This is a genomic window from Nocardiopsis oceani (assembly GCF_054777395.1).
In genome coordinates, this window is the sequence record NZ_BAAHAR010000003.1 from 117440 (window position 1) to 144120 (window position 26681).

The 26681-nt window shown below is 69.3% G+C and carries 21 protein-coding genes; 13 read left to right on the top strand and 8 right to left on the bottom strand.

The genetic code is table 11. The annotated features are described in order from the left end of the window. Positions 1-50 precede the first annotated feature (50 nt). The 6 genes from ACYVDG_RS02515 (at position 51) to ACYVDG_RS02540 (ending at position 7153) form a co-directional block, all read left to right on the top strand. A complete protein-coding gene (locus tag ACYVDG_RS02515) occupies positions 51-671 on the top strand; it encodes a hypothetical protein (RefSeq protein ID WP_460746503.1) in 621 nt (206 codons plus the stop codon). Next, positions 656-1813 (top strand): glycosyltransferase family protein, encoded by a 1158-nt coding sequence (locus ACYVDG_RS02520; protein ID WP_460746505.1) that lies wholly within the window; start codon positions 656-658, stop codon positions 1811-1813. Before ACYVDG_RS02515 ends, ACYVDG_RS02520 begins: the two co-directional genes overlap by 16 nt. A gap of 346 nt (positions 1814-2159) precedes the next feature. After that, positions 2160-2972 (top strand): hypothetical protein, encoded by an 813-nt coding sequence (locus ACYVDG_RS02525; protein ID WP_460746507.1) that lies wholly within the window; start codon positions 2160-2162, stop codon positions 2970-2972. A gap of 26 nt (positions 2973-2998) precedes the next feature. Next, positions 2999-4951 (top strand): fumarate reductase/succinate dehydrogenase flavoprotein subunit, encoded by a 1953-nt coding sequence (locus ACYVDG_RS02530; RefSeq protein WP_460746510.1) that lies wholly within the window; start codon positions 2999-3001, stop codon positions 4949-4951. Beyond that, positions 4948-5739 carry a succinate dehydrogenase/fumarate reductase iron-sulfur subunit gene (locus ACYVDG_RS02535; RefSeq protein ID WP_460746511.1) on the top strand — a complete coding sequence of 264 codons (792 nt, stop codon included), beginning with the start codon at positions 4948-4950 and terminating at the stop codon, positions 5737-5739. The genes ACYVDG_RS02530 and ACYVDG_RS02535 overlap by 4 nt, the downstream gene beginning before the upstream one ends. A gap of 286 nt (positions 5740-6025) precedes the next feature. Next, entirely contained in the window at positions 6026-7153 is a 1128-nt protein-coding gene (locus ACYVDG_RS02540) for a DNA alkylation repair protein (RefSeq protein ID WP_460746514.1), read from the top strand. Positions 7154-7239: 86 nt separating this feature from the next. Here ACYVDG_RS02540 and ACYVDG_RS02545 read toward each other — a convergent pair whose 3' ends face one another. From ACYVDG_RS02545 to ACYVDG_RS02560, 4 genes are all read right to left on the bottom strand, one after another. Further along, entirely contained in the window at positions 7240-7875 is a 636-nt protein-coding gene (locus tag ACYVDG_RS02545) for an MBL fold metallo-hydrolase (protein WP_460746516.1), read from the bottom strand. 168 nt (positions 7876-8043) lie between these two features. Continuing rightward, the gene (locus ACYVDG_RS02550) at positions 8044-9039 is read right to left on the bottom strand and encodes an adenylate/guanylate cyclase domain-containing protein (protein WP_460746518.1); all 996 of its coding nucleotides are present in this window, start codon (positions 9037-9039) and stop codon (positions 8044-8046) included. A gap of 142 nt (positions 9040-9181) precedes the next feature. After that, positions 9182-9703 (bottom strand): PH domain-containing protein, encoded by a 522-nt coding sequence (locus ACYVDG_RS02555; RefSeq protein ID WP_460746520.1) that lies wholly within the window; start codon positions 9701-9703, stop codon positions 9182-9184. Positions 9704-9811: 108 nt separating this feature from the next. Further along, a complete protein-coding gene (locus tag ACYVDG_RS02560) occupies positions 9812-10654 on the bottom strand; it encodes a biotin--[acetyl-CoA-carboxylase] ligase (protein WP_460746523.1) in 843 nt (280 codons plus the stop codon). Between the two features lie 42 nt (positions 10655-10696). On the opposite strand from ACYVDG_RS02560, the gene ACYVDG_RS02565 reads away from it, so the two are divergent. Continuing rightward, positions 10697-11398, top strand: coding sequence for a Uma2 family endonuclease (locus ACYVDG_RS02565; protein WP_460746524.1), 702 nt, complete (start codon positions 10697-10699; stop codon positions 11396-11398). Positions 11399-11465: 67 nt separating this feature from the next. Here the strand turns inward: ACYVDG_RS02565 and ACYVDG_RS02570 are convergent, their stop codons facing one another. Beyond that, positions 11466-14027 carry a phosphoenolpyruvate carboxylase gene (locus ACYVDG_RS02570; protein ID WP_460746653.1) on the bottom strand — a complete coding sequence of 854 codons (2562 nt, stop codon included), beginning with the start codon at positions 14025-14027 and terminating at the stop codon, positions 11466-11468. A gap of 334 nt (positions 14028-14361) precedes the next feature. Between ACYVDG_RS02570 and ACYVDG_RS02575 the strand changes: the two genes are divergently transcribed. The 5 genes from ACYVDG_RS02575 (at position 14362) to ACYVDG_RS02595 (ending at position 21765) form a co-directional block, all read left to right on the top strand. Then, positions 14362-15972 (top strand): acyl-CoA carboxylase subunit beta, encoded by a 1611-nt coding sequence (locus ACYVDG_RS02575; RefSeq protein ID WP_460746525.1) that lies wholly within the window; start codon positions 14362-14364, stop codon positions 15970-15972. Further along, entirely contained in the window at positions 15969-16196 is a 228-nt protein-coding gene (locus ACYVDG_RS02580) for an acyl-CoA carboxylase subunit epsilon (RefSeq protein ID WP_460746526.1), read from the top strand. Before ACYVDG_RS02575 ends, ACYVDG_RS02580 begins: the two co-directional genes overlap by 4 nt. A gap of 86 nt (positions 16197-16282) precedes the next feature. Beyond that, positions 16283-18055, top strand: coding sequence for an acetyl/propionyl/methylcrotonyl-CoA carboxylase subunit alpha (locus ACYVDG_RS02585; RefSeq protein ID WP_460746527.1), 1773 nt, complete (start codon positions 16283-16285; stop codon positions 18053-18055). Positions 18056-18793: 738 nt separating this feature from the next. Then, the gene (locus ACYVDG_RS02590; protein WP_460746531.1) at positions 18794-20275 is read left to right on the top strand and encodes a dicarboxylate/amino acid:cation symporter; all 1482 of its coding nucleotides are present in this window, start codon (positions 18794-18796) and stop codon (positions 20273-20275) included. A gap of 209 nt (positions 20276-20484) precedes the next feature. After that, complete coding sequence (locus ACYVDG_RS02595; RefSeq protein WP_460746654.1) at positions 20485-21765, top strand: chemotaxis protein CheA; 1281 nt, start codon at positions 20485-20487, stop codon at positions 21763-21765. 152 nt (positions 21766-21917) lie between these two features. Here the strand turns inward: ACYVDG_RS02595 and ACYVDG_RS02600 are convergent, their stop codons facing one another. Then, the gene (locus ACYVDG_RS02600; protein WP_460746535.1) at positions 21918-23300 is read right to left on the bottom strand and encodes an NAD(P)H-quinone dehydrogenase; all 1383 of its coding nucleotides are present in this window, start codon (positions 23298-23300) and stop codon (positions 21918-21920) included. A 324-nt stretch (positions 23301-23624) separates the two neighbouring features. Here ACYVDG_RS02600 and ACYVDG_RS02605 point away from each other — a divergent pair, with 324 nt between their 5' ends. Beyond that, positions 23625-24449, top strand: coding sequence for a purine-nucleoside phosphorylase (locus ACYVDG_RS02605; protein ID WP_460746537.1), 825 nt, complete (start codon positions 23625-23627; stop codon positions 24447-24449). Positions 24450-24953: 504 nt separating this feature from the next. On the opposite strand, the gene ACYVDG_RS02610 is transcribed toward ACYVDG_RS02605, so the two are convergent. Both ACYVDG_RS02610 and ACYVDG_RS02615 read right to left on the bottom strand, forming a co-directional pair. Then, the gene (locus ACYVDG_RS02610; protein ID WP_460746539.1) at positions 24954-25598 is read right to left on the bottom strand and encodes a PH domain-containing protein; all 645 of its coding nucleotides are present in this window, start codon (positions 25596-25598) and stop codon (positions 24954-24956) included. Next, positions 25583-26680: an adenosine deaminase gene (locus ACYVDG_RS02615; RefSeq protein ID WP_460746541.1), complete on the bottom strand. Its 1098-nt coding sequence runs from the start codon at positions 26678-26680 to the stop codon at positions 25583-25585. The genes ACYVDG_RS02610 and ACYVDG_RS02615 overlap by 16 nt, the downstream gene beginning before the upstream one ends. Between the last annotated feature and the right edge of the window lies 1 nt (position 26681).

Genomic DNA, 26681 nt, shown 5'->3' on the forward strand with positions numbered 1-26681 from the left:
TCGGAGCCGCGCGGGAGGCAGCCATCCCCGATGCGGAACGCGGTCGCGATATGAGGCTCAGGTCGATTCCCCGCAAGCAGGTCGTGTTGGTGGCCGTCGCACTGGTCACCGTCGCCGTCGCGCTCAGCCCGCCGAGAATGGCGCTGGTGCTGGCCTTCGCCGGTCTCGCCTCCCTCACTTTGTGGGTGGCCTCCTTGGTGGAGCGGCAGGGGGAACGGCGGTCCCGCGAGTTGGACCGGGTGCGCTCCGAACTCGCGCGGATGGACAGTGAGCGCCGGGACGAGCTGAGTATCGCGCGCAAGCGGGACGTTCGGGTGCGCAAGACGATCCGGGAGGCCACGGAACAGGCCGTGCAGCGCGTCTCCGAGGGCTGGGAGCAGCAGGACCGCGCGAAAGGCAGGGAGGGTGTGGTGAGCGCCCAGGGCAATCAGCGCCTCTCCACTGCGCAGGACCTGCTCTGGACCGGTTTCAGCTCTCTGGGCTTGGCACAGCTCAGCGGCTTGGGTTCGGACACCGAGGTCGGACCGCCGGTCCGGGCCGAGGCACACAAGACCCTGTCGAACTGGTACCGCGCAACAGGAGAGCCCGAACACGCACGGAACCACGCCCACCTGGCCGATCTGGCCGCCCCGCGCCCCGCCCGGGTTCGTCGGGGGTGCCCCTCCTGCTGACCTCGCGGGTCCGGCCGTCCAGCCACGACCGCCATTTCGACGTGGTGGTGATGTCCGACTTCCGGCTGCCCGGCGGCACGACCGGCAGCAATCTGCAGGAGATCACCGCACAGCGGCGCGCGGGGCTGCGCACCGGCCTGGTCCACCACCCGGCCCTGCGTGGCGACCACGCCCACGGGATCAACCCCAAGGTCCTGGCCTCCGTCGACAACGACCTCGTGCGCTTCGTGGCGCCCGACGAGCGGGTGACCTGCGACCTGCTGGTCGTCAGGTTCCCCCCGATCGGGGAGCGGCCGCTGGACGTCCTCCCCTCCGTGGAGGCCGCACGGCGGATCGTGGTGCTCAACCAGACCCCGAACCGGCGCTACGGGGTGGCCGACCCCCGGAACGGGGTCTGGGACGTCGGGCGTTGCGCGGACGGGTTCACGAGCCTGCTCGGCGAGCACAGCTGGCACCCGATCAGCCCGCGGGTACGCGAGGCTATGGTCCGGCACCACGCCGAGGAGATGGCGGGGATCCCGCTGGCCGCGGACGACTGGACCAACATCATCGACCTGGACTCCTGGCGCCGTGCGGGGCCCCGCACTCCGGACGGGAGGGTCCTGCTCGGGCGCCACTCCCGTGACCATCGAGACAAGTGGCCGGGGGATCCGGCAACCCTGGCCATGGTCCACCCGTTGCTGCCCGGATGGGAGACCCACGTGCTGGGCGGGGCCTCACACGCGGAGCGGACCATGGGGTCCCTGCCCGACCACTGGACCGCGCGCCCCTTCGACGCGATGGACGTGCGCGACTTCCTGCACGGCCTGGACGTGTACGTGTACTTCACCGGGGAGGGGTACTTGGAGCCCTTCGGCCGAGCACCGCTGGAGGCCATCGCCGTCGGGCTGCCGACCCTGTTGCCGCACTCCTTCGCGCCCGTCTTCGGCGATGCAGCTGTCTACACGACCCCGGAAGGCGTTCCGGGCGAGGTCGAGGCGCTGATGACGGACGGCGAGCGGTACGCGCAGCAGGTGAAGCGCGGACACGAGGTCCTGCACGAGTGGTTCAGCCACGAGACCCACCTGCGCCGCCTGGCCCGCCTGGGTGTCCGGGTACCGGAGGAACACCTGGAGGGCCCACACGCCCTCGCTCTCCGGTGAAGCCGACCTTTGGCCCGCCGATACAGCTTCGGACAACTGGGGCTTCTCTATTAACACAGACACCTCAGGCAACAAAAAGGGCAAAGGTGATTTATCTTCACACGCGACTACAGAAGCCCACATAATCCGGATGAACAGTGGCGCATGTCACACACTTTTCCCAGGGGTTTCCCAGGCTCCGGGACGTGACCGTGATCACAGCGGCTTAGCGTTGCGTAACAGACCGGTTCGCTACTGCTTCGCCCGCAGCCATCCAGAACCCCGGGGAGCGGTCACGGCCACCGGAGGCGTGGAGCCGTTCCCCGCCCCACGGCCAGGTCGCTCGCCACAGGAGGTGGAGACCACGGTGACCACGACTCGAAGCGCGCGCCAAGGCAGCGGCCGGGCGCGCATCCGCCAGCGGACACTCCGCACCGACCGATGGTGGCTGGGCCCGGCCCTGACAACCCTGGGCCTGGCCACCTTTCTTGTCTACGGGGCGGTCCGGGTGTTCCAACAGGACCACTACTGGGTCCAGGAACACCACTACCTGACCCCCTTCTACTCCCCTTGCCTCGCCCAGCAGTGCGTCGAAGACGCCTCGCTCTTCGGCCGGCTGCCTGTGGAGTTCCCACCCTTTCTCCCGTACGCCCTGATCAGCCTGCCGATCCTGCTGCTGTTCCGCGTGACCTGCTACTACTACCGCAAGGCCTACTACCGCTCGATCTGGCAGGCGCCCACCGCGTGCGCGGTACGCGAACCGCACCGCAGCTACACCGGTGAGACCCGGCCGCTCATGCTCCCCCAGAACGGCCACCGCTACTTCTTCTACGCGGTGTGCATCATCGTCGGGATCAACACGTGGGACATGATCGTCCCCTTCTTCCACGGCACGGACGGCGGCTTCGGTATCGGGGTCGGCAACCTGATCATGCTCGTCAACGTGCTTCTGCTGTGGGCCTACACGTTCGGCTGCCACTCGTGCCGGCACATCATGGGCGGTCGGCTGAGCAGCTTCAGCCGCAACCCCGTCCGGTACTGGTTCTGGACCCGGATCTCCTCGCTGAACAGCCGACACATGCTGTACGGCTGGCTCAGCATCGGGTCGCTCATGGCCACCGACGCCTACGTCGCCCTGGTCGCCAGTGGCACCATCACCGACCTGCGCATCCTCAACTGAGCACCGGGGAAGGAAGAAACACGCACATGCCCCCCACAGCAGAGCCCGAGATCACCCGATACAGCTACGACGTCGTGGTGATCGGAGCGGGCGGCGCCGGACTGCGCGCCGCCATCGCCGCCCGAGAGCAGGGCAAGCGCACCGCGATCATCTCCAAGTCCCTCTTCGGCAAAGCGCACACGGTCATGGCCGAGGGCGGTGCCGCGGCCGCCCTGGGAAACACCAACGCCGACGACACCTGGAACGTGCACTTCCGGGACACCATCCGCGGCGGCAAGTTCCTCAACGACCCGCGTATGGCGGAACTCCACGCCCAGGAGGCGCCCGAGCGCATCCTCGAACTCGAGTACTGGGGCGCGCTGTTCGACCGCACCGGTGACGGACGGATCAGCCAGCGCAACTTCGGCGGACACGAGTACCCGAGGCTCGCACACGTGGGCGACCGCACCGGGCTGGAGATGATCCGCACGCTGCAACAGCGGATCGTGGCGCTCCAGCAGGCCGACGCGGCCGAGTACGGCGACCTCGACGCCCGGCTCAGGGTGTTCGCGGAGACCGCCGTGACCAGCCTGATCCGGGACCCGAACGGCGAGGGGAGGATCCTGGGCGCCTTTGGCTACCGGCGGGTGGACGGCGGTTTCGTACTGTTCGAAGCACCGACCGTCATCCTCGCCACCGGCGGTATCGGCAAGGCCTTCCAGACCACCTCCAACTCCTGGGAGTACACCGGAGACGGTCACGCCCTGGCACTCCGTGCCGGAGCCTCGCTCATCAACATGGAGTTCGTCCAGTTCCACCCGACCGGGATGGTCTGGCCGCCTTCGGTGAAGGGCATTCTCGTCACCGAGTCCGTGCGCGGTGACGGCGGTGTGCTGCGCAACTCCGAGGGCGAACGGTTCATGTTCGGCTACGTGCCCGATGTCTTCCGGTCCCAGTACGCGGAGACCGAGGACGAGGCGGACGGCTGGTACAAGGACCCCGGCAACCACCGCAGGCCCCCTGAACTGCTGCCGCGAGACGAGGTGGCCCGAGCGATCAACAACGAGGTCAAAGAGGGCCGGGGGTCCCCGCACGGGGGCGTGTTCCTGGACGTGTCATCGCGGCTGCCCGCGGAGGAGATCGAGCGGCGGCTGCCGTCGATGCACCACCAGTTCAAGGAGCTGGCGGACGTGGACATCACCGCGGAACCCATGGAGGTCGGCCCGACCTGCCACTACGTGATGGGCGGGGTCCGGGTGGACGCCGATACCGCTGCGTCGGACGTTCCGGGGCTGTTCGCCGCCGGGGAGGTCGCGGGTGGGATGCACGGGTCCAACCGTCTGGGCGGCAATTCGCTGTCCGACCTGCTGGTGTTCGGGCGCCGGGCCGGGCTGGGCGCCGCGGACTACGTGGACGGGCTGAGCGGCGAGGCCGCCCCGGAGGGCGTCCTGGACCGTGCCGCGGCGCAGGAGGTCGACGCCTCGCTGGCGCCGCTCAAACAGGGCAACGGGGAGAACCCGTACACCCTCCATACCGAACTCCAGGAGGCCATGAACGACCTGGTGGGCATCATCCGCAAGGGCCCCGAGATGGAGAAGGCCCTGGAGCGGCTGGCCGGGCTGGCAGGGCGGGTGGAGGTGCTCAGCGCGCCCGGGGACCGGGTGTACAACCCCGGATGGCACCTCGCGCTGGCCCTGCCGAACATGCTCCTGGTGTCCGAGGCGGTCACCCGTGCCGCCCTGGAGCGCACCGAGTCGCGCGGCGGCCACACCCGCGACGACTTCCCGGAGATGTCGGCCGAGTGGCGCCGGGTGAACCTGGCCGCGCGGGCCGTCGACGGCCGGGTGGAGCTGACCCGGCGACCGGTCGCGGACATCCCGGCCACGCTGCTCTCCCTGTTCGACCGGGACGAGCTGGCCAAGTACCTGACCGAGGAGGAGCTGCCCGATGCCCGGGGCACCGGAGGGGCGGCGGACACGACCGAGGAGGAAACGTCATGAGCGAGCGGACGTTCCGGGTATGGCGCGGATCGGACGAGGGCGAACTGACCGAGTACCGGGTGGAGGTGAACGAGGGCGAGGTCGTGCTGGACGTACTGCACCGCCTTCAGGCCACCCAGACCCCCGACATGGCGGTCCGGTGGAACTGCAAGGCGGGCAAGTGCGGCTCGTGCTCGGTGGAGATCAACGGTCAACCGCGCCTGTCGTGCATGACTCGGATGAGCGTGTTCGAGGACGACGAGGTCATCACCGTGACGCCGATGCAGACCTTCCCGGTCATCCGGGACCTGGTGTGCGACGTGTCGTACAACTACGAGAAGGCGCGGGAGATCCCTTCGTTCACCCCGGACCCGAACTTGTCACCGGGCGACTTCCGGATGAAGCAGGTGGACGTGGAGCGCTCACAGGAGTTCCGCAAGTGCATCGAGTGCTTCCTGTGCAACAACGTGTGCCACGTGATCCGGGACCACGAGGAGAACAAAGAGCACTTCTCCGGCCCCCGGTACCTCATGCGGGTCACTGAGCTGGAGATGCACCCCGAGGACACCGCCGACCGGCGCAAGATCGCCCAGGACGAGTTCGGGATGGGCTACTGCAACATCACCAAGTGCTGCACGGAGGTGTGCCCCGAGGGGATCAGGATCACCGACAACGCGCTGATCCCCCTCAAGGAGCGGGTGGTGGACCGGAAGTACGACCCGTTGGTGTGGCTGGGGTCCACGATCGGCGTCCGCCCGAAGGACACCCCGATCGCACCGAACACCCGCCGACCGGCGGACGAGGAGTGACCCGCACCCGGCACTGAAGCGGGCCGCTACGGGACGTGATCCGGCGCGTGTACCGAACCGGTCCGCAGCGCGAAGGCGGCGGGGCAGCGCCCCGCCGCCTTTTCTCCACCAAGGCCCGGGAAGGGCCCGTTTCCGGTTTCCCGCAGCGTTTTCGTACCCTTTCGCGCTGTTCTCGACTTCGGCCCGGCACCGGGATAGCTTGACCGTCCCGGCGCCGGAGCCGCCCTTCCCCGAGCCCCGGCCGACGGGGCAACGACCGGATCGGGGCGGGTACGAGGGACGTGTCATGGCTGGGGAGTACAGCCTCAAGAACCACTTCGACGGCGCGGCCGCCCGGGTGCTCGGTGCGTCGATCCAGCGGGTGCATCCGGGTTTCGACGCGGACGGATACGCCTCGGAGGTCGACGGACGGGTCGGCCCGCTGGAACTCAAGGACCGGGTCATGGTGATGGCCGAGGGCCTGCGCGACCGGCTCCCCTCGCACTACCCGGACGCTGTCGGCGTGCTCGTCGAAGCCCTGGCCTCCACCTCGGAGCTGGGCGAGGACGAGGGCATGTTCAACGACGGCTTCCACCTGATGGCGGTGGCCCGCTTCGTGGAGGAGTTCGGGCTGGACCACCCGGAGGCGTCACTGCCCGCGCTGGTGGAGATCACCAAGCGACACACGAGCGAGTTCGCGGTCCGCCCCTACGTCCAGCACCACTACGAACCCACCATGGCGCTGATCCGTGCATGTGCCGTCGACCCCGATCCGAACGTGCGCCGGTTCGCCAGCGAGGGCATCCGCCCCCGGCTGCCCTGGGCGGCCAGACTGCCGGGCTTCGTCACCGACCCGGCCCCGGTGCTCGAGGTACTGGAGCTCCTGCGCAGCGATCCGAGCAAGTACGTCCGCACCTCGGTCGCCAACAACCTCAACGACATCTCCCGCGAGCACCCCGGCCTCGTCCTCGACCTGGTCGAGCGGTGGACCCGAGAGAGTCCGACCCCGGAGACCGCGTGGACGGTCCGGCACGCCCTGCGCACTCTCGTGAAACAGGGCGATCAGCGGGCATTGGCCTTGGTGGGCGCCACCGGCGGGGCGCACGTGCTGGCGGACGGGCTGACGCTGTCCCCGCAGGTGCTCGACCTCGGCGGCTACCTGCTGCTCCGGGTGGACCTGGTCAACACCGACGGGCGGCCACACACCGTGATCGTCGACTACGTAGTGCACCACGTACGCGCGAACGGGAGCCGCGGGCCCAAGGTCTTCAAGTGGACCCGGGTCGAACTGTGCGGCGGTGAGCGCCGGACGCTGACGAAGAAGCACCCGGTGCGCCCGATCAGCACCCGCTCCTACTACCCGGGTGAGCACCTGGTGGAGGTCCAGGTGAACGGACTGGTGAAGGCGGCGGCCGGTTTCGAGCTACGGACCTGACCGCCACGGAGCACCCCGGGGATCGCCCCGTGGACCGGCTTCCCCATCCCTGCCCTTCTCGGGACCACGCGCGGCCCGGCCCCGGCTCAGAAGCCGCGGCTGGCCCACTTGTCGATCTGTGCGGCGGCTTCCGCAACCGTGGTGGAATCGCCGTGGCCGGGGTGCACGACGGTGTCGCCCGGCAGAGTGGCGAGCTGGTCCCGGATGGAAGCGATGATCGTCGGGAAATCCGACGCGTGCTGACCGGTGGCCCCGGGGCCGTCGGGGAAGAGGGTGTCCCCGCTGAAGACCACCCCCAGATCCGGGGCGTGCAGGGAGACCCCTCCCGGGGTGTGACCGGGGGTGTGCAGGACGTTCAGCTCCACGTCCCCGGCACGCAGCACCTCACCGTGCAGCAACGGGGCGTCGGGCTCCCGGTAGGGGTAGACGTGCTGCCACAGCTCCGCGTCGTCGGGGTGCAGAAGGATCGGGCAGTCCGTGAGGTCCGCCAACGCCACCGCCGCGTTGACGTGGTCGCTGTGCCCGTGGGTGCACACGATCGCCATAAGCTCGCGGTCCCCCAGGCCACGGGCGATGCGCTCGTGGTCGTGGGCGGCATCGATGACCACCGCGCTGTCGTCGTTGCCGACGATCCACACGTTGTTCTCGACTTCGGACTCGGCACCCTCAAGGCTGAAGATTCCCGAGGTGCGTAGCCGCTGGACGGGGGAAAGGGAACTCACAGGCTCACCACCTGACGTCTCACGGGGCAGGAGTTCTGAGCTTATCCCGACCGAAGCAGCGCGCACACGCGGATCGGCGCCGTTCGGGGGAGTGTCAGATCTCGGGTTGGGGAGTTTGTCGGATGCGGGTCGGTTCGGGGTCGGCCACCCGGGTTCGGGCGCCGGGTTTCACGGGCTGCCCGCGTCGAAGTCGCGGCGCAGCGCGTAGGGCTGGATGAGGCCGAGGCCGTGTGCGTGCCGGGCGCGGACCTTCACCACCTGGAGTCCTTCCTCTTCGGTCAGGCTCTCGGCGAGCCCGTCGTCGACGAGCACCGTGCCGGGCCGGGCGAACGAGGTGAGGCGGCTGGATCGGTTGACCGTGGTGCCGAAGACGTCTCCGTGCAGGGTGAGCACCGGCCCGTAGGCCACACCCACGCGGACGTCGGGCACCTCCACGTGCGTTCTGACGCCGTCGGCGAGTCGCAGGGCGATGTCGGCGGCCTGCAGGGGCGAGTCCGCGACGTAGAGCACCTCGTCACCGAGAGTCTTCACCACCCGTCCGCCGCCGGAGGCGACGATGTCGGCGGCCGTTGCCTCGAAGCCCTCCACGACATCGGCGAGTTCGACCTCGTCGAGCTCCCGGCTGAGGGTCGTGAAGGAGACCAGGTCGGCGAAGCCCACGATCAGCGGATAGTAGTTCGGCACGATGTCGTTGCCGCTGGACATGACGGCGAGGGTGCGCGAGGTGGAGGCCGCCAACTGGCGGCGCCAGATGTGCAGCAGCAGGCGCTCCACGTCCGGCAGGATTTCCTTGACCTGGTTCATCAGCGGGTTCGCCCCGGCCTCGCCGTTGCCCTCCTGGAAGATGAGGGTGCTGAGGATGCTGGTCTGCCAGTCGGCCAGGCGGGCCATGGTCTGCCCCATGGCGCGGGCGAAGCGGACCACGCCCTCCTCGTCGAGGATGCCCTCCTGCAGCAGGGAGTTGGTGATGCGCAGGGCCTCGACATCACTCTCGGCGAAGATGACCGAGTCGTCACCGAGGGTCGGGAAACCCAGGGCGCGCCAGACGCGACCGGCCAGCTCAGGATCGGCTCCGGCGAGCTCGACCGCCTGTTCCCTGGTGTAGACCGCCTCACCACCGAGCAGGACGGACTCGATCGCTTTCGGGTCAGGACGCGACGGCATACGTTCTCTTTCACGGGACCTTCCCCGCCGGGGCGGGGATCAATCACTTTGTCACCGGCACGCGAGCAGGGTGCCGTTTCCACTTCAGCTTACGCCCGAGCCCTGTGGGGACGGAGGCAGCGCACGGTCGCTGAGCGGCTGGTCAGCCCTGTGGCCCCGGAGGGAACTCCCGCCGCTGGGCCGCGTTGACCTGGCGGTAGATCTCCGACTGGAACCACTGGGGTCTCGGCACCCGCTGGAGGAGCATGCTCTCCTGCTCGGACGCCGACTTAATGGACAACGTTCCGTACCGCATGATCCGTTCCCAGAGCGAGATGTTGAAGGAAACGTCGTTGACCCTGGTCAATGGCATATCGCGCCCCTGCTTGGAAATGATCCCCTCCCGGATCATCAGCCGCCGGTTGGTGAGGATGTAGACCGTGGTCGACCACTTCAGCATGGGGACGAGCCAGAAGGCCAGGGCGGCGACGGCCCCCACGGCCACCACGATGCCCGCGGCGATCATGCTCCACTCCTCGTTCCAGGGCATGAAGAAGAGCGCCGTGCCCACCACCCCGATGATCAGGAGCAGTGCCACGAACTCGCCCGCGAGGAGGGTCCAGTGCTGCCGTGCGACGTAGACGAGTTCCTCGTCGTCGGAGAGATAACGGTCCGCGATAGCCATAACGGTGATGATGGCACAAGCCTCCCCCGCACGGGAGAGGCGGGAATTCCCTTGTGGACGGCCGACTCCGGCACCGAAGGGCCGACGCGTGCTGGCTCGGCCCCGGACTCAGTCCCCGGGGCGGACGTGCACGACGTCGCCGGCGCTGAGCGGCCGGTCCCCCTCCGGGCCGGCCACCACCAGCCGCGCCTCGGCGTCGACGCCGGTCGCGGTGCCCTCAAGTACCCGGTCGTCGGGCAGGTGTACGCGGACGCGGCGCCCGATCGTGACGCACGTGTCCCGGTACTCGGAAGCCAGACCGCTGGCCTCGGCGTCGCCGTCCGCTCGGGTCCAGGCGGTGTAGCGCTCCTCGAACCCGGTGAGGACGGCGCTGAGCAGGGCGTCCCGGTCGACGCCGGGCGCGCCCTCGGCGCGTAGGGAGGTCGCGGACTCCACGGGGAGGTCCGCGCGCTCCTGAGAGACGTTGAGCCCCATCCCCACCACGATGCCTGGCCGCTCGGCGTCGGTGAAGTCGGCCTCGGCGAGGATCCCGGCGAGCTTGCCGTCCCCCCGCTCTGAGGGGACGAGCACGTCGTTGGGCCACTTCAGCGTCGCCTTGAGCCCGGTCACCCCGTGCACGGCGGCTACGGCGGACACCCCCATGAGCGCGGACAGCCACCCGAGACGGGTGATCGGCACCGCGGGCCGCAGCAGCACGGAGAAGGTCAGGGCGACCCGTGCCGGCGTGGTGAACCCGCGCCCCAGCCTTCCCTTGCCCGCGGTCTGGTGCTCGGTGGCCAGCACGGTCCCCTCAGGCGCCCCGTCCTTGGACCGGGCGACCAGGTCGGTGTTGGTGGACCCGGCCTCGGGCACCACTTCCACGCTCCGCCAGAGCCCGCCCGGCCGCACGGCGGCGGCCTCGATCGCGGCCCGGCCCAGAGGAGGGATTTCGGAGAAGGGTTCGCTGGTCATGGGTCCATTACAGCAGCCCGGAAAACCGCTGTGGAAACCCGTGTGGACGCTCAGGGCACCGGTTACGCTAAAACCACCACATCGGTGATCGTGCACCGCTACTTTCAGCTACCGGAGGTGACGCGGCCTATGACTATCGCGGAGGCGGGATCGGAAACCGACATCGGTATGCCGTCCTACTGGGAAGTCGTGTTGCGCGCTTGGGAAGAGCTGGACCTGCCCGAAGGTTGGCGGGCCGAGATCATCGAAGGCGCGATCAGCATCATGACTCCCCCCAAGGACGAGCACGCACGCATCATCGCCTTGATCAACAAGTGGATCATCAAGGAGACGCTGCGTGACGGCAGCGCTGTCAGCGAGGCCGAGGTACACCAGAACATCGACGTCCGGGTGCCGCTGCGCAGCAGCCTGTACATCCCGGATCTGGTGGTCCTGCCCGGTTCCATCATGATGCGGAGTTCCGACCACCCGGCCGATGACGCGCTTCTCCTCGTCGAAGTGACCTCCAAGAGCACAGCGCGCAATGATCGCAAACCGAAGCTTCGGGGTTATGCGCACGCTGGCGTTCCCCTGTACCTGTTGGTGGACCGCTGGGATCCGGACAGCGACAAGGGCGAAGTCACCCTGTTCTCGGCTCCGGAAAGGGGTCGGTACACGCGCACCCACAAAGTGCCGTTCGGTGACGAGGTCCACCTGCCCGAGCCGTTCGATCTGACTCTCGACACGAGTGAGTTCCCGGTGTAGCCGAGGACCACGGCGGGCCCCGCACCATGGCACAGGTGCGGGGCCCGGGTGATGCGGCACGGGCGGGTCAGCCGGTGTTCTGCAGGCCGGCGGCCACCCCGTTGACGGCCAGCAGGAGCAGGCGCTCCAGGTGCTGCTGGTCCTGCTCGGACAGGGCCTCCGACTCCTCGCCGCGCAGGGCCTCCAGCGCGCGGAGCTGGAGGTGGCTCAGCGCGTCCACGTACGGGTTGCGCAGGTCCACGGCGCGCGACAGGATAGCGCGGTTCTCCAGCAGGCGGCTGTGCCCGGTCACCTTCAGAACCAGGTCCCGGGTCAGGTCGTACTCCCGCAGGACCGTCTCGGTGAGCTCAGGGCGGTCACCGAGGGCCAGGTAGCGCTCGGCGATGGTGCGGTCGGTTTTGGCCAGGCTCATCTCCGCGTTGTCCAGCAGCGACGCGAAGAGCGGCCACTCGCGGTAGGCGGCCTGCAGGGTGGGCAGGTCGCCGACCGCGGCCAGGCCGGTGCCGAGCCCGAACCAGCCGGGCAGGTTCACGCGGGTCTGCGTCCAAGCGAACACCCACGGGATCGCCCGGAGGTCGCCGAGGCCCTTGGCGGCACTCCTGCGGGACGGGCGGGAGCCCAGACGGAGCTCTCCGAGTTCCTCCAACGGGCTGACCTGCGAGAACCATCCGGCGAAGCCCTCGGTGTTGATGAGGCCGAGGTAGGCCTCCTGGGCCGCGGCGGCGACGGTGTCGGCGTAGGGCCGGTAGCGCTCGGCCGCGGTGCGTTCGCGCTCTTGGACGGTGTCGGTGGAGGCCATCAGGACGGCATGGCCGACCTGCTCGATGTGGCGCTGCGCGATCGCGGACTGGCCGTAGCGGGCGAAGATGACCTCGCCCTGCTCGGTGACCTTGAAGCGGCCGCCGACCGAGCCCGGGGCCTGGGCCAGCAGGGCCCGGCTGGCCGGGCCGCCGCCCCGCCCCAGGGAACCGCCGCGGCCGTGGAAGAGCGTGAGCCGCACGTCGTTCTCGCCGGCCCACTGGGACAGCCGGGCCTGGGCGTCGTACAGGCGCAGGGTGGCGCTCACCGGCCCCACGTCCTTGGCTGAGTCGCTGTAGCCGAGCATGACCTCCACGCGGCGGTCGTTGTCGGCCAGGCGCTGGCGGACCGGGGGCAGGTCGAGCATCCCGGCCAGCACCCGGGGTGAGGCCTCCAAGTCGGCGCCGGTCTCGAAGAGCGGGATGACGTCCAGGACGGGCACCCGCTTGGGCGGCAGGGCGTACGTGGCCAGCTTGTACACGGCCTCGATGTCGTCGGCCGAACGGGTGAAGCTGACGATGTAGCGGCGGCAGGCCTCCACCCCGAAGCGCTCTTGGATCCAGGAAACGGTGCGCAGGGTGTTGAGGACCTCCTCGGTGCGCTCCGAGCGCGCACCGCCGGCCTCCAGTTCGGCGAGCGCGGCGGCGTGGACCTCGCTGTGCTGGCGGATCTCCAGCTCGGCCAGGTGGAAGCCGAAGGTCTCGGCCTGCCAGACCAGGTGCTGGAGTTCGCCGTAGGCCTGGCGGTTGGCCCCGGCCGCGGCCAGCGACCCCTGGACGAGCCTCAGGTCGGCGAGGAAGTCCTCGGCGGCGGGGTAGGCGAGGTCGGCGTCGCGCTCACGGGTCGCGCGGAGCCGGGCGGCGGCCAGCAGCAGGAGCTGGCGGTGCGGCTCGTTGGGTGACCGCTTGGTGATCTCGCCCATCAGCGCGGGGTGTCCGGCCTTGGCCTCGGAGATGGTGTCCAGCAGCGCGGAGCCGGCCGGGGTGAGGTTGGAGTAGGTGGTGAGGTTGCGTGCGAGCCGTCCGCAGGCGGCCTCCAGGCCGCGGAGCACGTGCTCGGACTGGATGGTCACCGCCTCGCGGGTCACCTCGTGGGTGACGAAGGGGTTGCCGTCGCGGTCGCCGCCGATCCAGCTGCCGTAGCGGACGAAGGGCTTGGCGCTCGGAGCGCGGGTGCCGGTTCCCTCAGGGTCGATGGCGGCGTCGAGCGTCCGGTAGACCTTCGGGATGGTGTCGAAGATCGTCTCGTCGAAGGCGGCGAGTGCGGTGCGGACCTCGTCGAGCGGGTCCAGCTTGGTGTAGCGCAGCTGCGAGGTGCGCCAGAGCAGGTCGATCTCCTCGATGAGGCGCCGGTGCGCCTCGGCCGCCGCACTGCTGCCCTCGTGCGCGGAGTGCCAGGCGTCGAGCTGGGAGCTGATCCGCAGGATCGAGGTGGACACGGCGCGCCGCCGTGCCTCGGTCGGGTGGGCGGTGAGCACCGGGTGGAACTCCATGCCCTCGACCAGTTCGCGGAGGCGCTCCTCCCCGCCGCCGGTCTCGCGGACGGCGCGCACCGCGGCGGCGAGGGACTCGCTGGACGGGTTCGCCGCGTCGTCGCGCTCGCGGAGGGCGCGCATGCGCTGGTGCTCCTCGGCCAGGTTGGCGAGGTGAAAGTAGACCGTGAAGGCGCGGGCCACCTGCTTGGCGCGTTCCAGGGGCCAGGCGCCGACGAGCCCGGTGATCTCGTCGGTGGTGACCGAGCCGCCCCGGGCCCCGATCACCGCGTGGCGGAGTTTCTCGACATCGGCGAGCAGACCCTCGCCGCCGCTTTCGGCGAGGACCGTTCCGAGCATCTCGCCGAGCAGTTTGACGTCATTCCGGAGCTGTTCAGGAACTTCCTGCCGGGCACTGTCTCTTTCTGCGCTTACCGCTGTCATGGGGTCGACCCTACCGAGTTCACCTCCGGCGACGCGTACTCGGGGTTGGATTCGATCGTCTTTGCCGCAGCGTTAACAATTGTTCCGGATCGGGTCGAATTCACAGCGGCTCACGCTTTTCCGGATACTCGGAGTGCCTTTTGCACCCCGGCGCCCCCGAGGCCCGGCCCCCTGGCGGGCGACACGCGCCGACCGGTAACCGAGGGCCAAGTGCCGGGCTCCAAGACCCTCGAAGCTAACCTGACCAGTTATGGCCACAGAAGCCCCTGAACCGCTGTCCTCGTCTGAGATCGACATCCACACGACCGCGGGAAAGCTCGCCGATCTGCAGCGACGCAGGTACGAAGCCGTCCACGCCGGGTCCGCGCGAGCTGTGGAGAAACAGCACGCCAAAGGCAAGATGACCGCCCGCGAGAGGATCGACGCGCTGCTCGATCCGGGCTCGTTCGTCGAGTTCGACTCGCTGGCCCGGCACCGCTCGACCAGCTTCGGGTTGGAAGCCACCCGTCCCTACGGGGACGGCGTCGTGACCGGCCACGGAACCGTCGACGGCCGCCCCATCGCCGTGTTCAGCCAGGACTTCACCGTCTTCGGTGGGTCACTCGGCGAGGTCTACGGTGAGAAGATCTGTAAGGTCCTCGACCACGCCCTCCAGAACGGGTGCCCCGTCGTGGGCATCAACGAGGGCGCCGGCGCACGCATCCAGGAGGGTGTGGTCGCGCTCGGCCTGTACGCGGAGATCTTCAAGCGCAACACCCACGCCTCGGGGGTGATCCCGCAGATCTCCCTGATCATGGGTGCCACCGCCGGCGGGCACGTCTATTCCCCCGCCCTCACCGACTTCATCGTGATGGTCGACGAGACCTCGCAGATGTTCATCACCGGGCCCGACGTCATCAAGACGGTCACCGGTGAGGACGTCTCCATGGAGGAGCTGGGCGGCGCCAACACGCATGCCACCAAGTCGGGGGTGGCCCACTACCAGGGCGCCGACGAGCAGGACGCGATCGAGTACGTCCAGTCCCTGCTGTCGCACCTGCCCGACAACAACCTCGAGGAGGCCCCGCACCTGGCCCCCGAGGAGGAACCGGGTGAGGAGACCACCGACGCCGACCTGGCCCTCGACACCTTCATCCCGGACTCCGCCAACCAGCCCTACGACATGAAGACGGTCATCGGTTCGGTCCTCGACGACGGTGACTTCCTCGAGGTGCACTCCCAGTACGCCACCAACATGGTGGTGGGTTACGGCCGGGTGTCCGGCCAGTCCGTGGGAGTCGTCGCCAACCAGCCGATGAGCCTGGCCGGTTGCCTGGACATCGACGCCTCCGAGAAGGCAGCGCGGTTCGTGCGCACCTGCGACGCCTTCAACATCCCCGTGCTGACCTTCGTGGACGTGCCCGGTTTCCTTCCCGGAACCGACCAGGAGTGGGACGGCATCATCCGCAGGGGCGCCAAGCTCCTGTACGCGTACGCCGAGGCCACGGTGCCCCTGATCACCGTGATCACCCGCAAGGCCTTCGGCGGTGCCTACGACGTGATGGGTTCCAAGCACCTCGGCGCCGACATCAACCTGGCCTGGCCCACCGCGCAGATCGCGGTCATGGGGGCGCAGGGCGCGGTCAACGTCCTGCACCGGCGGACCCTCGCCAAGGCCGACGACGTCGAGGCCGAGCGCGCCCGCCTCGTCCGCGAGTACGAGGACACCCTGCTGAACCCCTACTCGGCGGCCGAGCGCGGCTACGTGGACGGGGTGATCATGCCCTCCGAGACCAGGGTCCAGGTGACCAAGGCGCTGAAGGCACTGCGCAACAAGCGCAAGCAGCTGCCGCCCAAGAAGCACGGGAACATCCCGCTGTGACCGCGCCGACGAACCCACCGCACCTGGTCGTGGTCCGCGGCGAGCCCACTGAGGAGGAGCTCGCGGTGCTCACCGCCGTGCTCAGCGCCCGTGCGGCGGCCGCCCGTGCCGCCGCCGAGGCGCCTGAGCCGCGGCGGAACACCTCCGGCTGGCGGGACCGTTCACGCGGCCTGCGCGCTCCCCTGCGTCCCGGCCCCGGTGCCTGGCGCCTGAGCACGAGGTGACCCCTCCGTGCTCTCCCGTTTTCTAGACTCTTCGTTGAGCGGTCGGCGCGTGATCCGCTCCGCGCCCCAGCTGGAGGTTTTCCACCGTGCGTAAAGTTCTGATCGCCAACCGCGGCGAGATCGCCGTGCGCATCGCCCGCGCCTGTCGCGACGCCGGTATCGCCAGCGTCGCCGTCTACGCCGAATCCGACCTGGACGCCCTGCACGTCAAGATCGCCGACGAGGCCCACGGCCTCGGCGGCGCCACACCGGCCGACTCCTACCTGGACATCGGCAAGCTCCTGGACATCGCCGCCCGCTCCGGTGCCGACGCGGTCCACCCCGGCTACGGGTTCCTGGCCGAGAACGCCGACTTCGCCCAAGCGGTCACCGACGCCGGACTGACCTGGATCGGTCCGCCCCCGGCCGCGATCAACGCGCTGGGCGACAAGGTTCAGGCCCGCCACATCGCCCAGAAGGTCGGCGCCCCGCTTGTGGCCGGCACCCCCGACCCCGTCGGGTCGGCCGAGGAGGTCGTGGCCTTCGCCCAGGAGCACGGGCTGCCGATCGCGATCAAGGCGGCCTTCGGCGGCGGCGGGCGCGGCCTCAAGGTCGCCTACTCCCTCGAGGAGGTCACCGACGCCTACGAGTCCGCGGTGCGCGAGGCCGTGACCGCGTTCGGTCGCGGCGAGTGCTTCGTAGAGCGCTACCTGGACAAGCCCCGGCACGTGGAGACCCAGTGCCTGGCCGACTCCCACGGCAACGTCGTGGTGGTCTCCACCCGCGACTGCTCGCTCCAGCGGCGCCACCAGAAGCTGGTGGAGGAGGCCCCGGCCCCGTTCCTGTCCGCGGACCAGGTGGAGCGCCTGTACTCCTCCTCCAAGGCCATCCTGGCCGAGGCCGGCTACGTGGGCGCGGGCACGTGTGAGTTCCTGGTCGGGGTGGACGGCACCATCTCCTTCTTGGAGGTCAACACCCGCCTGCAGGTCGAGCACCCGGTGACCGAGGAAGTCACGGGGATCGACTTGGTGCGGGAGATGCTGCGCATCGCCGACGGCGAGGAGCTGGGCTACGGCGACCCCGAGATCCGAGGGCACTCCTTCGAGTTCCGGATCAACGCCGAGGACGCGGGCCGGAACTTCATGCCCGCCCCGGGCACCATCACCGACTTCGTCCTTCCCGGCGGGCCGGGGGTGCGGGTGGACACCGGCTGCGAGGCCGGGTTCACCGTGCCGCAGGCCTTCGACTCCATGGTCGCCAAGCTGATCGTGACCGGTCGGACCCGCGCCGAGGCACTGGCTCGCTCCAAGCGGGCCCTGGCCGAGTTCACGGTGGGCGGTATGCCCACGGTGATCCCCTTCCACCAGGCGGTGGTGACCGACCCCGCGTTCGCCCCGGCCGATCCGGTGCAGGCTTTCGGGGTGTACACGCGGTGGATCGAGAGCGAGTTCGACAACCGGATCGAGCCCTGGTCCGGTGAGGCGGGCACCGCCGAGGAGACCGAACGCGAGACCGTGACGGTGGAGGTCGGCGGCAAGCGCGTCGACGTGGTCCTGCCCGCCTCCCTGGGTGTTTCCGCCGCCGGTGCCGGGGCCGGGAGCGGCGGCGCGAAGAAGAAGCGCTCTTCGCGCAAGGGGGGTGCTGGCGCGGCCGCCACCAGCGGGGACTCCCTGGTCTCCCCGATGCAGGGCACCGTGGTCAAGCTCGTGGCCGCCGAGGGGCAGCAGGTCGCCGAGGGCGACGCGGTGGTGGTGATCGAGGCGATGAAGATGGAGCAGCCGCTGAGCGCCCACAAGGGCGGAACCGTGACCGGGCTGAAGGTCGCCGCCGGAGAGACCGTGGCCAACGGCGCGGTGGTCTGCGACATCAAGGACGCATAACGTCGAGCTCACCTAACCTTGGGGCACCGCCGACCGCCGGCGGTGCCCCAAAGTGTTCAGTAACGACCGAGGGCGGCCAGGTTGATGTCGATATCGAAGGGCACCGGTCGAGGTCGTCAGCGGTGTATCCGTCAGGCGGCGGCTGGCTCAACGACCACTGGTCCACGTCACCGGAGACCCGGTTATCGGACACCGTGGGAACAGGCATAGCGCCGTCTCCGTTCACCGGGTCGTTCTCGTCGCCGACAGTAGCTATCCCTGTCACCCCGTAGCGGTGCTTTCCACGGATTGTCCCACCCCGTTCCGCCGGACACCCGCGAGTGTTCCCCGATCAGCGAACCGGGACTCCCCCGCCCTTCCGGGGACCTGCCCGCAAGAGTGATCCTCATCGCGCCCATCACGCGGAAGTCCCAGCGTGTCGGGCGCTCTGACGAGCGGGCCCAAGAAGGGGTGCCGGTTTTGTATGGAAACGGTAAAGAAACTGAGCTATTGTTCTCGACTGTGACGAACATCTGGGGACTGACGCGAAGGTGGCACATCGACCTGTGCCGCTTCAACAGCGACGCGTGTAGCTAGACTGCGCGCCCGTGCCGACGCCGGGCAGCGCGCCGCTCACCCTTCCCTCGTCACCTTCTCTCGGTGATGCCCGCTTCCCCTGTGCCGGGACCCGCGGCCCGCCGCGCCGATCCGCGACGCCGTACGCGTGCGCCCGGCCACCCACCTCTGGAGACTCCTTCCGTGTCCGAGCAGACCACCGCTCGAAAGCGCAGGCTGCGTTTTCCGTTCGCCGCCCAGGTGTTCGTGGCCCTCTTCGTCGGCCTGATCCTGGGTTTCGTCGCCTTCCAGATCAGCCCGCCCGACCCCGAGACCGGTGAGGTCACCAACGGCCTCGCCACCGCCTTGGAGCTCATCGGCTCGACGTTCGTCTCGCTGCTGCAGACGATCGTGCCGCCGCTGATCGTCTTGGCGGTCATCTCCTCCATCGCCAATCTGCGCAACGTCTCCAACGCCGCCCGGCTGGCCGGCCAGACCCTGCTCTGGTTCGCCGTCACCGCGCTGGTGTCGGTGGCCATCGCCATCGCCCTGGGCCTGGCCATGCGCCCGGGCGTCAACAGCGGTGTCGACCCGGCCACCGCCGAGGACGTGGGCCGGGAGACCTCCTGGTTGGCCTTCGTCGAAGGCCTGGTCCCCGCCAACTTCCTGGGGCTGGAGGCCACCACCGCGAACGGCGACGGCGACCTCAGCACCACGCTGTCCTTCAACGTGCTCCAGCTGATCGTCATCGCCGTGGTGCTGGGCATCGCCGCGGTGAAGGTCGGCAAGCCCGCGGAGCCGTTCATCAACTTCGCCGCCTCCGCGCTGGAGGTCGTGCTCAAGGCCCTCTGGTGGGTCATCCGCCTGGCACCGATCGGCACCGTCGGCCTGCTGGGCAACGCCGTCTACGCCTACGGCTGGGACACCATGGGCGCGCTCGGGCAGTTCGTCCTGACGATCTACATCGGCTTGGCGCTGGTGTTGTTCGTCGTCTACCCGGTTGTCGCCCGCCTCAACGGGCTCTCCCCCGCCAAGTACTTCAGCGGTGTGTGGCCCGCCGTCCAGCTCGGCTTCGTCTCCCGCTCCTCGCTGGGCACGCTGCCCGTCACGCAGCGGGTCACCGAGCAGAACCTGGGCGTGCCGCGCCACTACTCGGCCTTCGCCGTTCCGTTCGGCGCGACCACCAAGATGGACGGCTGCGCCGCGATCTACCCCGCGATCTCGGCGATCTTCGTCGCCCAGTTCTTCGGCGTCGACCTGGCGATCACCGACTACCTGCTGATCGTCGCGGTCTCCGTCCTGGGCTCGGCCGCCACCGCGGGCACCACCGGCGCCATCGTCATGCTGACCCTGACCCTGTCCACGCTGGGTCTGCCCCTGGAGGGCGTGGGCCTGCTCCTGGCCGTCGACCCGATCCTGGACATGGGCCGCACCGCCGTGAACGTCGCCGGCCAGGCGCTCGTCCCGGCGATCGTCGCCAAGCGCGAGGGCATCATCGACACGGCCCGGTACAACGCCCCGCGCGGCGGCACCGGCTTCGTTCCGCTCGACGAGCCCGACACCGCCTCCGCAGAGGATGCGGCCACCGAACAGGACGTCGCCACGGGGGACCCCGATCCCCAGGAGGGGTCGGGCCGGGCCGCTGACAGCGATCGGGAGTCCGCTGGTTCGGGGACCAGAAGCTAACCCTCCGATAACGCCACATCACGGGCCCGCCGAAACACCTTCGGCGGGCCCTAGGCGTACCGAACCGACCAGTAGGGTGGCCTACCCAGACCTTGGGAGACAACGGACACACGTGCCCGCCCCTCGGGAACTGTGAACGGCCCCTGTTCGTCCCTGTGGTTAAGGGAGGCGAGAGGAACGACATGTTGCGCCGCTTGGTAACACCCGCAGTGCTGACCGCCGGAATCGCGGCGGCGATGGTGACCGCCGCCGCGGTGCCCGCCGCAGCCGACACAGACACGCAAGCCGAACTACCCGACACCCAGGAGATCGTCGAGGAGTTGGAGAACGACGGAGTCTTCATTGACCCGTCTATCGATGAGGACGTGTTCGGTGCTGCCGAAGAAGGGGCGCTCGAAGCCGCCTCCGACGGTGCGGACACACCCGTCTACTACGTGATCCTGCCGTCCGGGGCCGTGGGCTCCGAGGCCGGCCTGGACATGGTCATGGACCCGGTGATGGACGAGGTCGGTGACGGCGCCTACGGTGTCTTCGCCGGCAGCCAGACCTTCGAGGTCCTCTCCCCGAACCTGGAGAACACCGACGCGATCGCGTCGGCCGCCCAGAGCGCCGGAACCACGAACACGGACGGCAGCGCCAACGCCGTCGACACCCTCGTCGCGGTACCTGATGCGGTCGAGGAGTCCGAGGCCCCCGCAGGTGGCGGCGGCTCCGGTCTGGTGCTGCTCGCGATCCTCGTGGCGATCGTCGGTGCCGGTGGCTGGTACGTCTACAACCAACGCAAGAAGCGCGAGGCCGAGAAGGCCAAGCAGATGAGCGAGATCCGGCAGATGGCAACCGAGGACGTCGTCCGGCTCGGCGAGGACGTCTCCCGCCTGGAGATCGACCTGTCCGCCGTGGACGACGCGACCCGCAACGACTACTCGCGGGCCATGGACTCCTACGACCAGGCCAAGGCCCTGCTGGACACCATCGAGGAGCCCGAGCAGATCAGGATGGTGACCGGCGCGCTGGAGGACGGCCGCTACTACATGACCGCCACCCGGGCCCGGATGAACGGCGACCCGGTGCCCGAGCGGCGCGGCCCCTGCTTCTTCAATCCGCAGCACGGTCCGTCCACCGAGGACGTCTCCTGGGCCCCGCCGGGCGGTTCGCCCCGCTCGGTCACCGCGTGCGCGGTGTGCGCCCAGGCCGTGCGGACCGGCGGCCAGCCGGACGTGCGCATGGTCGAGGTCGACGGCGAGCGGCGCCCGTACTACGACGCCGGTCCCGCGTACTCGCCCTACGCTGGCGGCTACTTCGGCATGAACATGATGATGGGCATGTTCACCGGCATGATGATGGGCTCCATGATGGGGTCCATGATGGGCGCCGGCATGATGGGTGGCGGCGCCGAGGACGCTGGCGACATGGGCGGCGGCGACTTCGACGGCGGGGGTGACTTCGGCGGCGGAGGCGACTTCGGGGACTTCGGCGGCTTCGACTTCTAGTCGGCCCCGGGCCACGCACCGTCGAGCCGGTCCACGCACCGCAGACGCAGGGCCCCGGGAATCCAGCACTGGTTCAGAGCTGGTTCCCGGGGCCCTTTCGTGTGCCCCGTCGTCGGGGCCCTTACGTCTTCCCCGCGTATCTGCGGGTGCGACTACTCGGGTGAGGCCAGCATGAGGGAGCGTGCGGCCTCGGTGACGCTGCCGGACAGTGACGGGTACACCGAGAAGGTGTGCGCGATGTCGTCGACGGTCAGGCGCTGCTGGACCGCGATGGACACGCCCAGGATGAGTTCGCTGGCGCGTGGGCCGAGGATGACGCCGCCGAGGACGATGCCCGTGTGCTGGCGGCAGATGAGCTTGACGAAGCCGTCCCTGACCTCGTTCATCTTGGCGCGCGGGTTGGTGCCCAGCGGCAGGGTGACCGTCCGGCCGTCGATGCGGCCGCTGCGCACGTCGTCCTCGCTGGCACCCACGGCGGCCAGCTCGGGATGGGTGAACACGGTGGAGGCGACGGTGGACAGCTGCAGCGGGGACACGGCCTCACCGAGCGCGTGCCACATGGCGATGCGGCCCTGCATGGCAGCCACGGAGGCCAGCATGTTCACGCCGGTGCAGTCACCCGCGGCGTAGACACCCGGGACGGTGGTGCGCGAGACGCGGTCGACCTCGACGAAACCGCCCTTCGCGAGCCGGACCCCGGCCTCCTCCAGACCCAGGTCCTCGGTGTTGGGGATCATGCCGACCGTCATCAGGCAGTGGCTGCCCTCGACCTGGCGGCCGTCCGACAGCGTGACCCTGACCCCGTCCTCGGTACGCACCACCGACTCGGCCCGGGTCTGGCTGAGGACGGTCATGCCGTGGCGCATGAAGACGTCCTGCAGCACCTCGGCGGCGTCGGAGTCCTGCGTGGGCATGACCAGCTTGCGGGAGGAGACGAGGGTGACGTCCGAACCCAGGGACTGGTAGGCGCTGGCGAACTCGGCGCCGGTGACGCCGGAACCGACCACGATCAGCTTCTCCGGGAGTTCCTCCAGGTCGTAGAGCTGGCGCCAGGTCAGGATGCGCTCGCCGTCGGGCGCGGCCGTGGGGAGTTCACGGGGGTGGGCGCCGGTGGCGATGAGGATGACGTCCGCGCGGATTCGGCGTTCGCCGACGGCGACTATGTGCGGGTCGACCAGACGGGCCTCGCCGGTGACGACCTCCACACCCTCCTTGATCAGGCGGGCGCGGGTGTCGTCGGACTGCGCCTGGGCGAGGCGTTTGATCCGCGAGTTGACCTGGTCGATGTCGACCTCGACGGCCGTCCGGTCCTCGGCGGCCTCAGGGATGTGGATGCCGAGGTCGGCGGACTCGCGTACGTACGTGGTGCGCGTGGACGTGGCGATCAGGCTCTTGGAGGGAACGCAGTCGGTCAGGACGCAGGAGCCGCCGATACCGTCGCGCTCCACCACAGTCACGTCCGCGCCGAGCTGCGCGGCGACCAACGCCGGCTCATAGCCCCCGGGCCCGCCACCGATGATCACGACCTTCGTCACGCTGCTTCACTCCCTCTGCGGGCAGTGCCGCACACCCGTTCCCGGTCCGGGGCGATATTCGGGCATGGCAGGGCACCACCTGGTTTTATCGCTTCCCTCCATTGTCAGCCATGTCAACCACGGAAATCCGCAGGCACCCCGGTACGGGCACACCCGTTGCACGTGCAGGCGCTTGCAGAAGCCGCGCATGACCTCGGATAATGCGATGAAGAACACGGAGGGCACGCCTCTGATGTCACCCAAGGTGACACGTACATTCCGCCCTTTGGACACACCGAGTTGCGTTCCGGAACTATTTGATTACAGAGCGGTAGCATCCGACTTGTGATTGCATCAGAGCAGCCGCCCCAGACGACCGGCGAGGCCAAGAAGCTGGCGGACTCCGCGGCGAAGGAGTTGCTGACCCGAGCCGGGGCCGACAGCTTCGACGCCCTGGTGGTACTGGGCTCCGGTTGGGCGGGCGCGGCGGACACCCTCGGCACACCCGATATCGAGTTCGACACGACCGAGCTGCCCGGTTTCGTCGCGCCCACCGCGGAAGGACACAGCGGCAAGGTCCGCAGCATGTGGGTGGGCGAGAAACGCGTCGCAGTCTTCATGGGGCGCGTGCACGTCTACGAGGGGCACGGCCCGATGGTGGCCACACACGCCGTGCGGACCGGGATCGCCGCGGGCGCACCGATCGCCGCACTGACCGGCTCAGCGGGTTCCCTGCGCACCGACTACCAGACCGGCCAACCGGTCATCCTGCGCGACCACGTCAACCTGACCTCGCAGTCCCCGCTGGCGGGTCCCGATTTCGTGGACCTGAGCGAGGCCTACAGCGCGCGGCTGCGCCAGATCACCCATGACGTCGACGCGTCGCTGGCCGAGGGCGTCTACGTGGCCACCACGGGGCCGCAGCTGCAGACCCCGGCCGAGTTGAAGGTACTGCGGCAGGCGGGTGCGGACGTGGTGGGCCGATCGATCGCGCTGGAGACGATCGCCGCCGTGGAGATGGGCGCCGAGGTGCTGGGGCTGTCCCTCATCAGCAACGACGCCGTGGGGGGTGTGCTCGAACCCTTCGTGGAGGGGCGCGCCCTGGAGATCGTGACGCAACGGGCCAGCAGGCTCGGTGAACTGCTCAACCGGGTGCTCGCGGCGGCCTGAGGGCCGGGGTCCGGGCGGCGAGGGTCCCTGGGGGTTTCCCGGACGAGCCGGCCCCCGAGAACGCGAAAAGCCCGGCCGGGGCCGGGCTTTCGTACGCGTCATGGAAGTTGGGGCACCTTCGACCGGACCGACGTGTCCGGTACCGGCGTGGCGAGCGTACATCCCGAGGCCATGGGATGGACGGTACCGGCCGTGGGCCCGGTCGAAGGCGGTGCTTTCCCCGGTGCCGCTGTCGCGCAGGATCCCCGCAGACCCCGTTGGACTCGCGACCGGCGACACCTTCCGATATTCAGTTGAACCGCGCGCGTCGCCCTTGGAAGAAGATCCGGGTGAGTGGCCATCCGCGCGAAGCCCGCCCACCCGGAACGCTCTCCCTTAGGCATGCCTAACCTAACCAGAACCGTGGACCGTCCGTCAACCCCGAACCCCAGAAAGCGGAAGACCCGGTCACCGCACAGCGCGCGGCGACCGGGTCCGGTCCTGCGGAAGGGAGCTCGGGAGAGCTCAGGCCATCAGCAACACGGCCAGGAAGAACACCAGGGACGATCCCAGGACCACGATGACCTCGACCGGCACCATCGTCTGCGGGCGCTCCTCCGCGCCCAGCGCGGCCGGCCCCGCCTCATCGATCTCCTTGACGGGGCCGTCGAGCGGACGCGTCTTGTACCGCTCCGCGTCCCGGCGCAGGTCGCGAGCGACCACGTCGACCGGGCGCATCTGGGCCTCGTCCTCTTCGTCGTCGATGTAGCCCGACTCACGGCGCATGTTCTCGCGGACCTTCGCCCGCTTGGTCTCGCGCAGCGGCCAGGAACGGACGGCCCCCTGCGGGGTGTGCACCCGCAGGACGTCCACCACGTCCACCCACTGCACGGCCGCCCACGGCACGAAGGTCTCCCGCAGCGGGTTGATCACCCGGATACCGCGCTCGGTGGAGACCACTCTCGGGCGCAACCAGGCCACGTAGACCGCGGCGACGCTCAGCACCAGAACGGCCCCGGCGATCCAGGAGGGGCGGCCCTGACCGCGCAGCAGCAGGTCCAGCAACAGCAGGACCGCGATAACCACCCACACGATCGCCATCACCCTGGCGGACGTGGAGTAGTGCGAGGTGGCCCCGTTGCCGGTTCTGCCCATCAGTGCGTCGCCCACTTGAGCTGAGCGAACCCCGGCTTGATGATCCCGTTGATCAGCGCGAGCCGCTCGTCGAACGGCAGGAATGCCGACTTCATCGCGTTGACCGTGAACCACTGCAGGTCGTCCCAGTCGTAGCCGAAGGCCTCGCTCAGCTTGGCGAACTCCTCCGAGAGGGTGACCCCGCTCTGCAGGCGGTTGTCGGTGTTGACCGTGACCCGGAAGCGCAGGTCGCGCAGGAGCTTGATCGGGTGGTCCGCGATGGAGTCGGCGGCACCGGTCTGCACGTTGGAGCTCGGGCACATCTCCAGCGGAACCCGCTTGTCCCGTACGTACTGGGCGAGACGGCCCAGCTGGGGCACGCCGTTGCCGTTCGTGGTGATGTCGTCGATGATGCGCACGCCGTGGCCGAGGCGGTCGCAGCCGCACCACTGGAGGGCCTCCCAGATGGAGGGCAGGCCGAACGCTTCTCCGGCGTGGATGGTGAAGTGGAAGTTCTCCCGGCGCAGGTACTCGAAGGCGTCCAGGTGACGGGTGGGCGGGTTGCCCGCCTCGGCGCCAGCGATGTCGAAGCCGGACACGCCGGTGTCGCGGTAGCGGACCGCCAGCTCGGCGATCTCCGACGAACGGGCGGCATGCCTCATGGCGGTCACGAGCTGCCCGGTGCGGATGCCCCTACCGGCGTCCGCCGCGCGCTTCTCCCCCAGCTCCAGCCCTTCCTGGACGGCCTCCACGACCTCCTCCAAGCTGAGCCCGCCCTCGAGGTGCTGCTCGGGGGCGTAGCGCAGCTCCGCGTAGACCACGCCGTCGGCGGCGAGGTCCTCCGCGCACTCGGAGGCGACGCGGACCAGGCCGTCCCTGGTCTGCATGACCGCCGTGGTGTGGGCGAAGGTCTCCAGGTAGCGTTCCAGGGAACCGGAGTGCGAGGCCTCACGGAACCACTGCCCGAGTTCGGCCGCGTCGTATGTGGGCAGCTCCGAGTAACCGGACTCGCGGGCCAGCTCGACGATCGTGGCCGGACGCAGCCCGCCGTCGAGGTGGTCGTGCAGGAGCACCTTCGGCGCCCGTCGGATCTGTTCGACTGTGAGTGGCTGGTTCATC

Excerpts from the sequence above, each read along its gene's own strand:
- ACYVDG_RS02615 (WP_460746541.1), bottom strand. The coding sequence starts at position 26,680 with ATGAACCAGCCACTCACAGTCGAACAGATCCGACGGGCGCCGAAGGTG.
- ACYVDG_RS02575 (WP_460746525.1), top strand. The coding sequence starts at position 14,362 with ATGGCCACAGAAGCCCCTGAACCGCTGTCCTCGTCTGAGATCGACATC.
- ACYVDG_RS02555 (WP_460746520.1), bottom strand. The coding sequence starts at position 9,703 with ATGGCTATCGCGGACCGTTATCTCTCCGACGACGAGGAACTCGTCTAC.
- ACYVDG_RS02550 (WP_460746518.1), bottom strand. The coding sequence starts at position 9,039 with ATGCCGTCGCGTCCTGACCCGAAAGCGATCGAGTCCGTCCTGCTCGGT.
- ACYVDG_RS02560 (WP_460746523.1), bottom strand. The coding sequence starts at position 10,654 with ATGACCAGCGAACCCTTCTCCGAAATCCCTCCTCTGGGCCGGGCCGCG.
- ACYVDG_RS02570 (WP_460746653.1), bottom strand. The coding sequence starts at position 14,027 with ATGCTCGGAACGGTCCTCGCCGAAAGCGGCGGCGAGGGTCTGCTCGCC.
- ACYVDG_RS02540 (WP_460746514.1), top strand. The coding sequence starts at position 6,026 with ATGGCTGGGGAGTACAGCCTCAAGAACCACTTCGACGGCGCGGCCGCC.
- ACYVDG_RS02535 (WP_460746511.1), top strand. The coding sequence starts at position 4,948 with ATGAGCGAGCGGACGTTCCGGGTATGGCGCGGATCGGACGAGGGCGAA.
- ACYVDG_RS02530 (WP_460746510.1), top strand. The coding sequence starts at position 2,999 with ATGCCCCCCACAGCAGAGCCCGAGATCACCCGATACAGCTACGACGTC.
- ACYVDG_RS02515 (WP_460746503.1), top strand. The coding sequence starts at position 51 with ATGAGGCTCAGGTCGATTCCCCGCAAGCAGGTCGTGTTGGTGGCCGTC.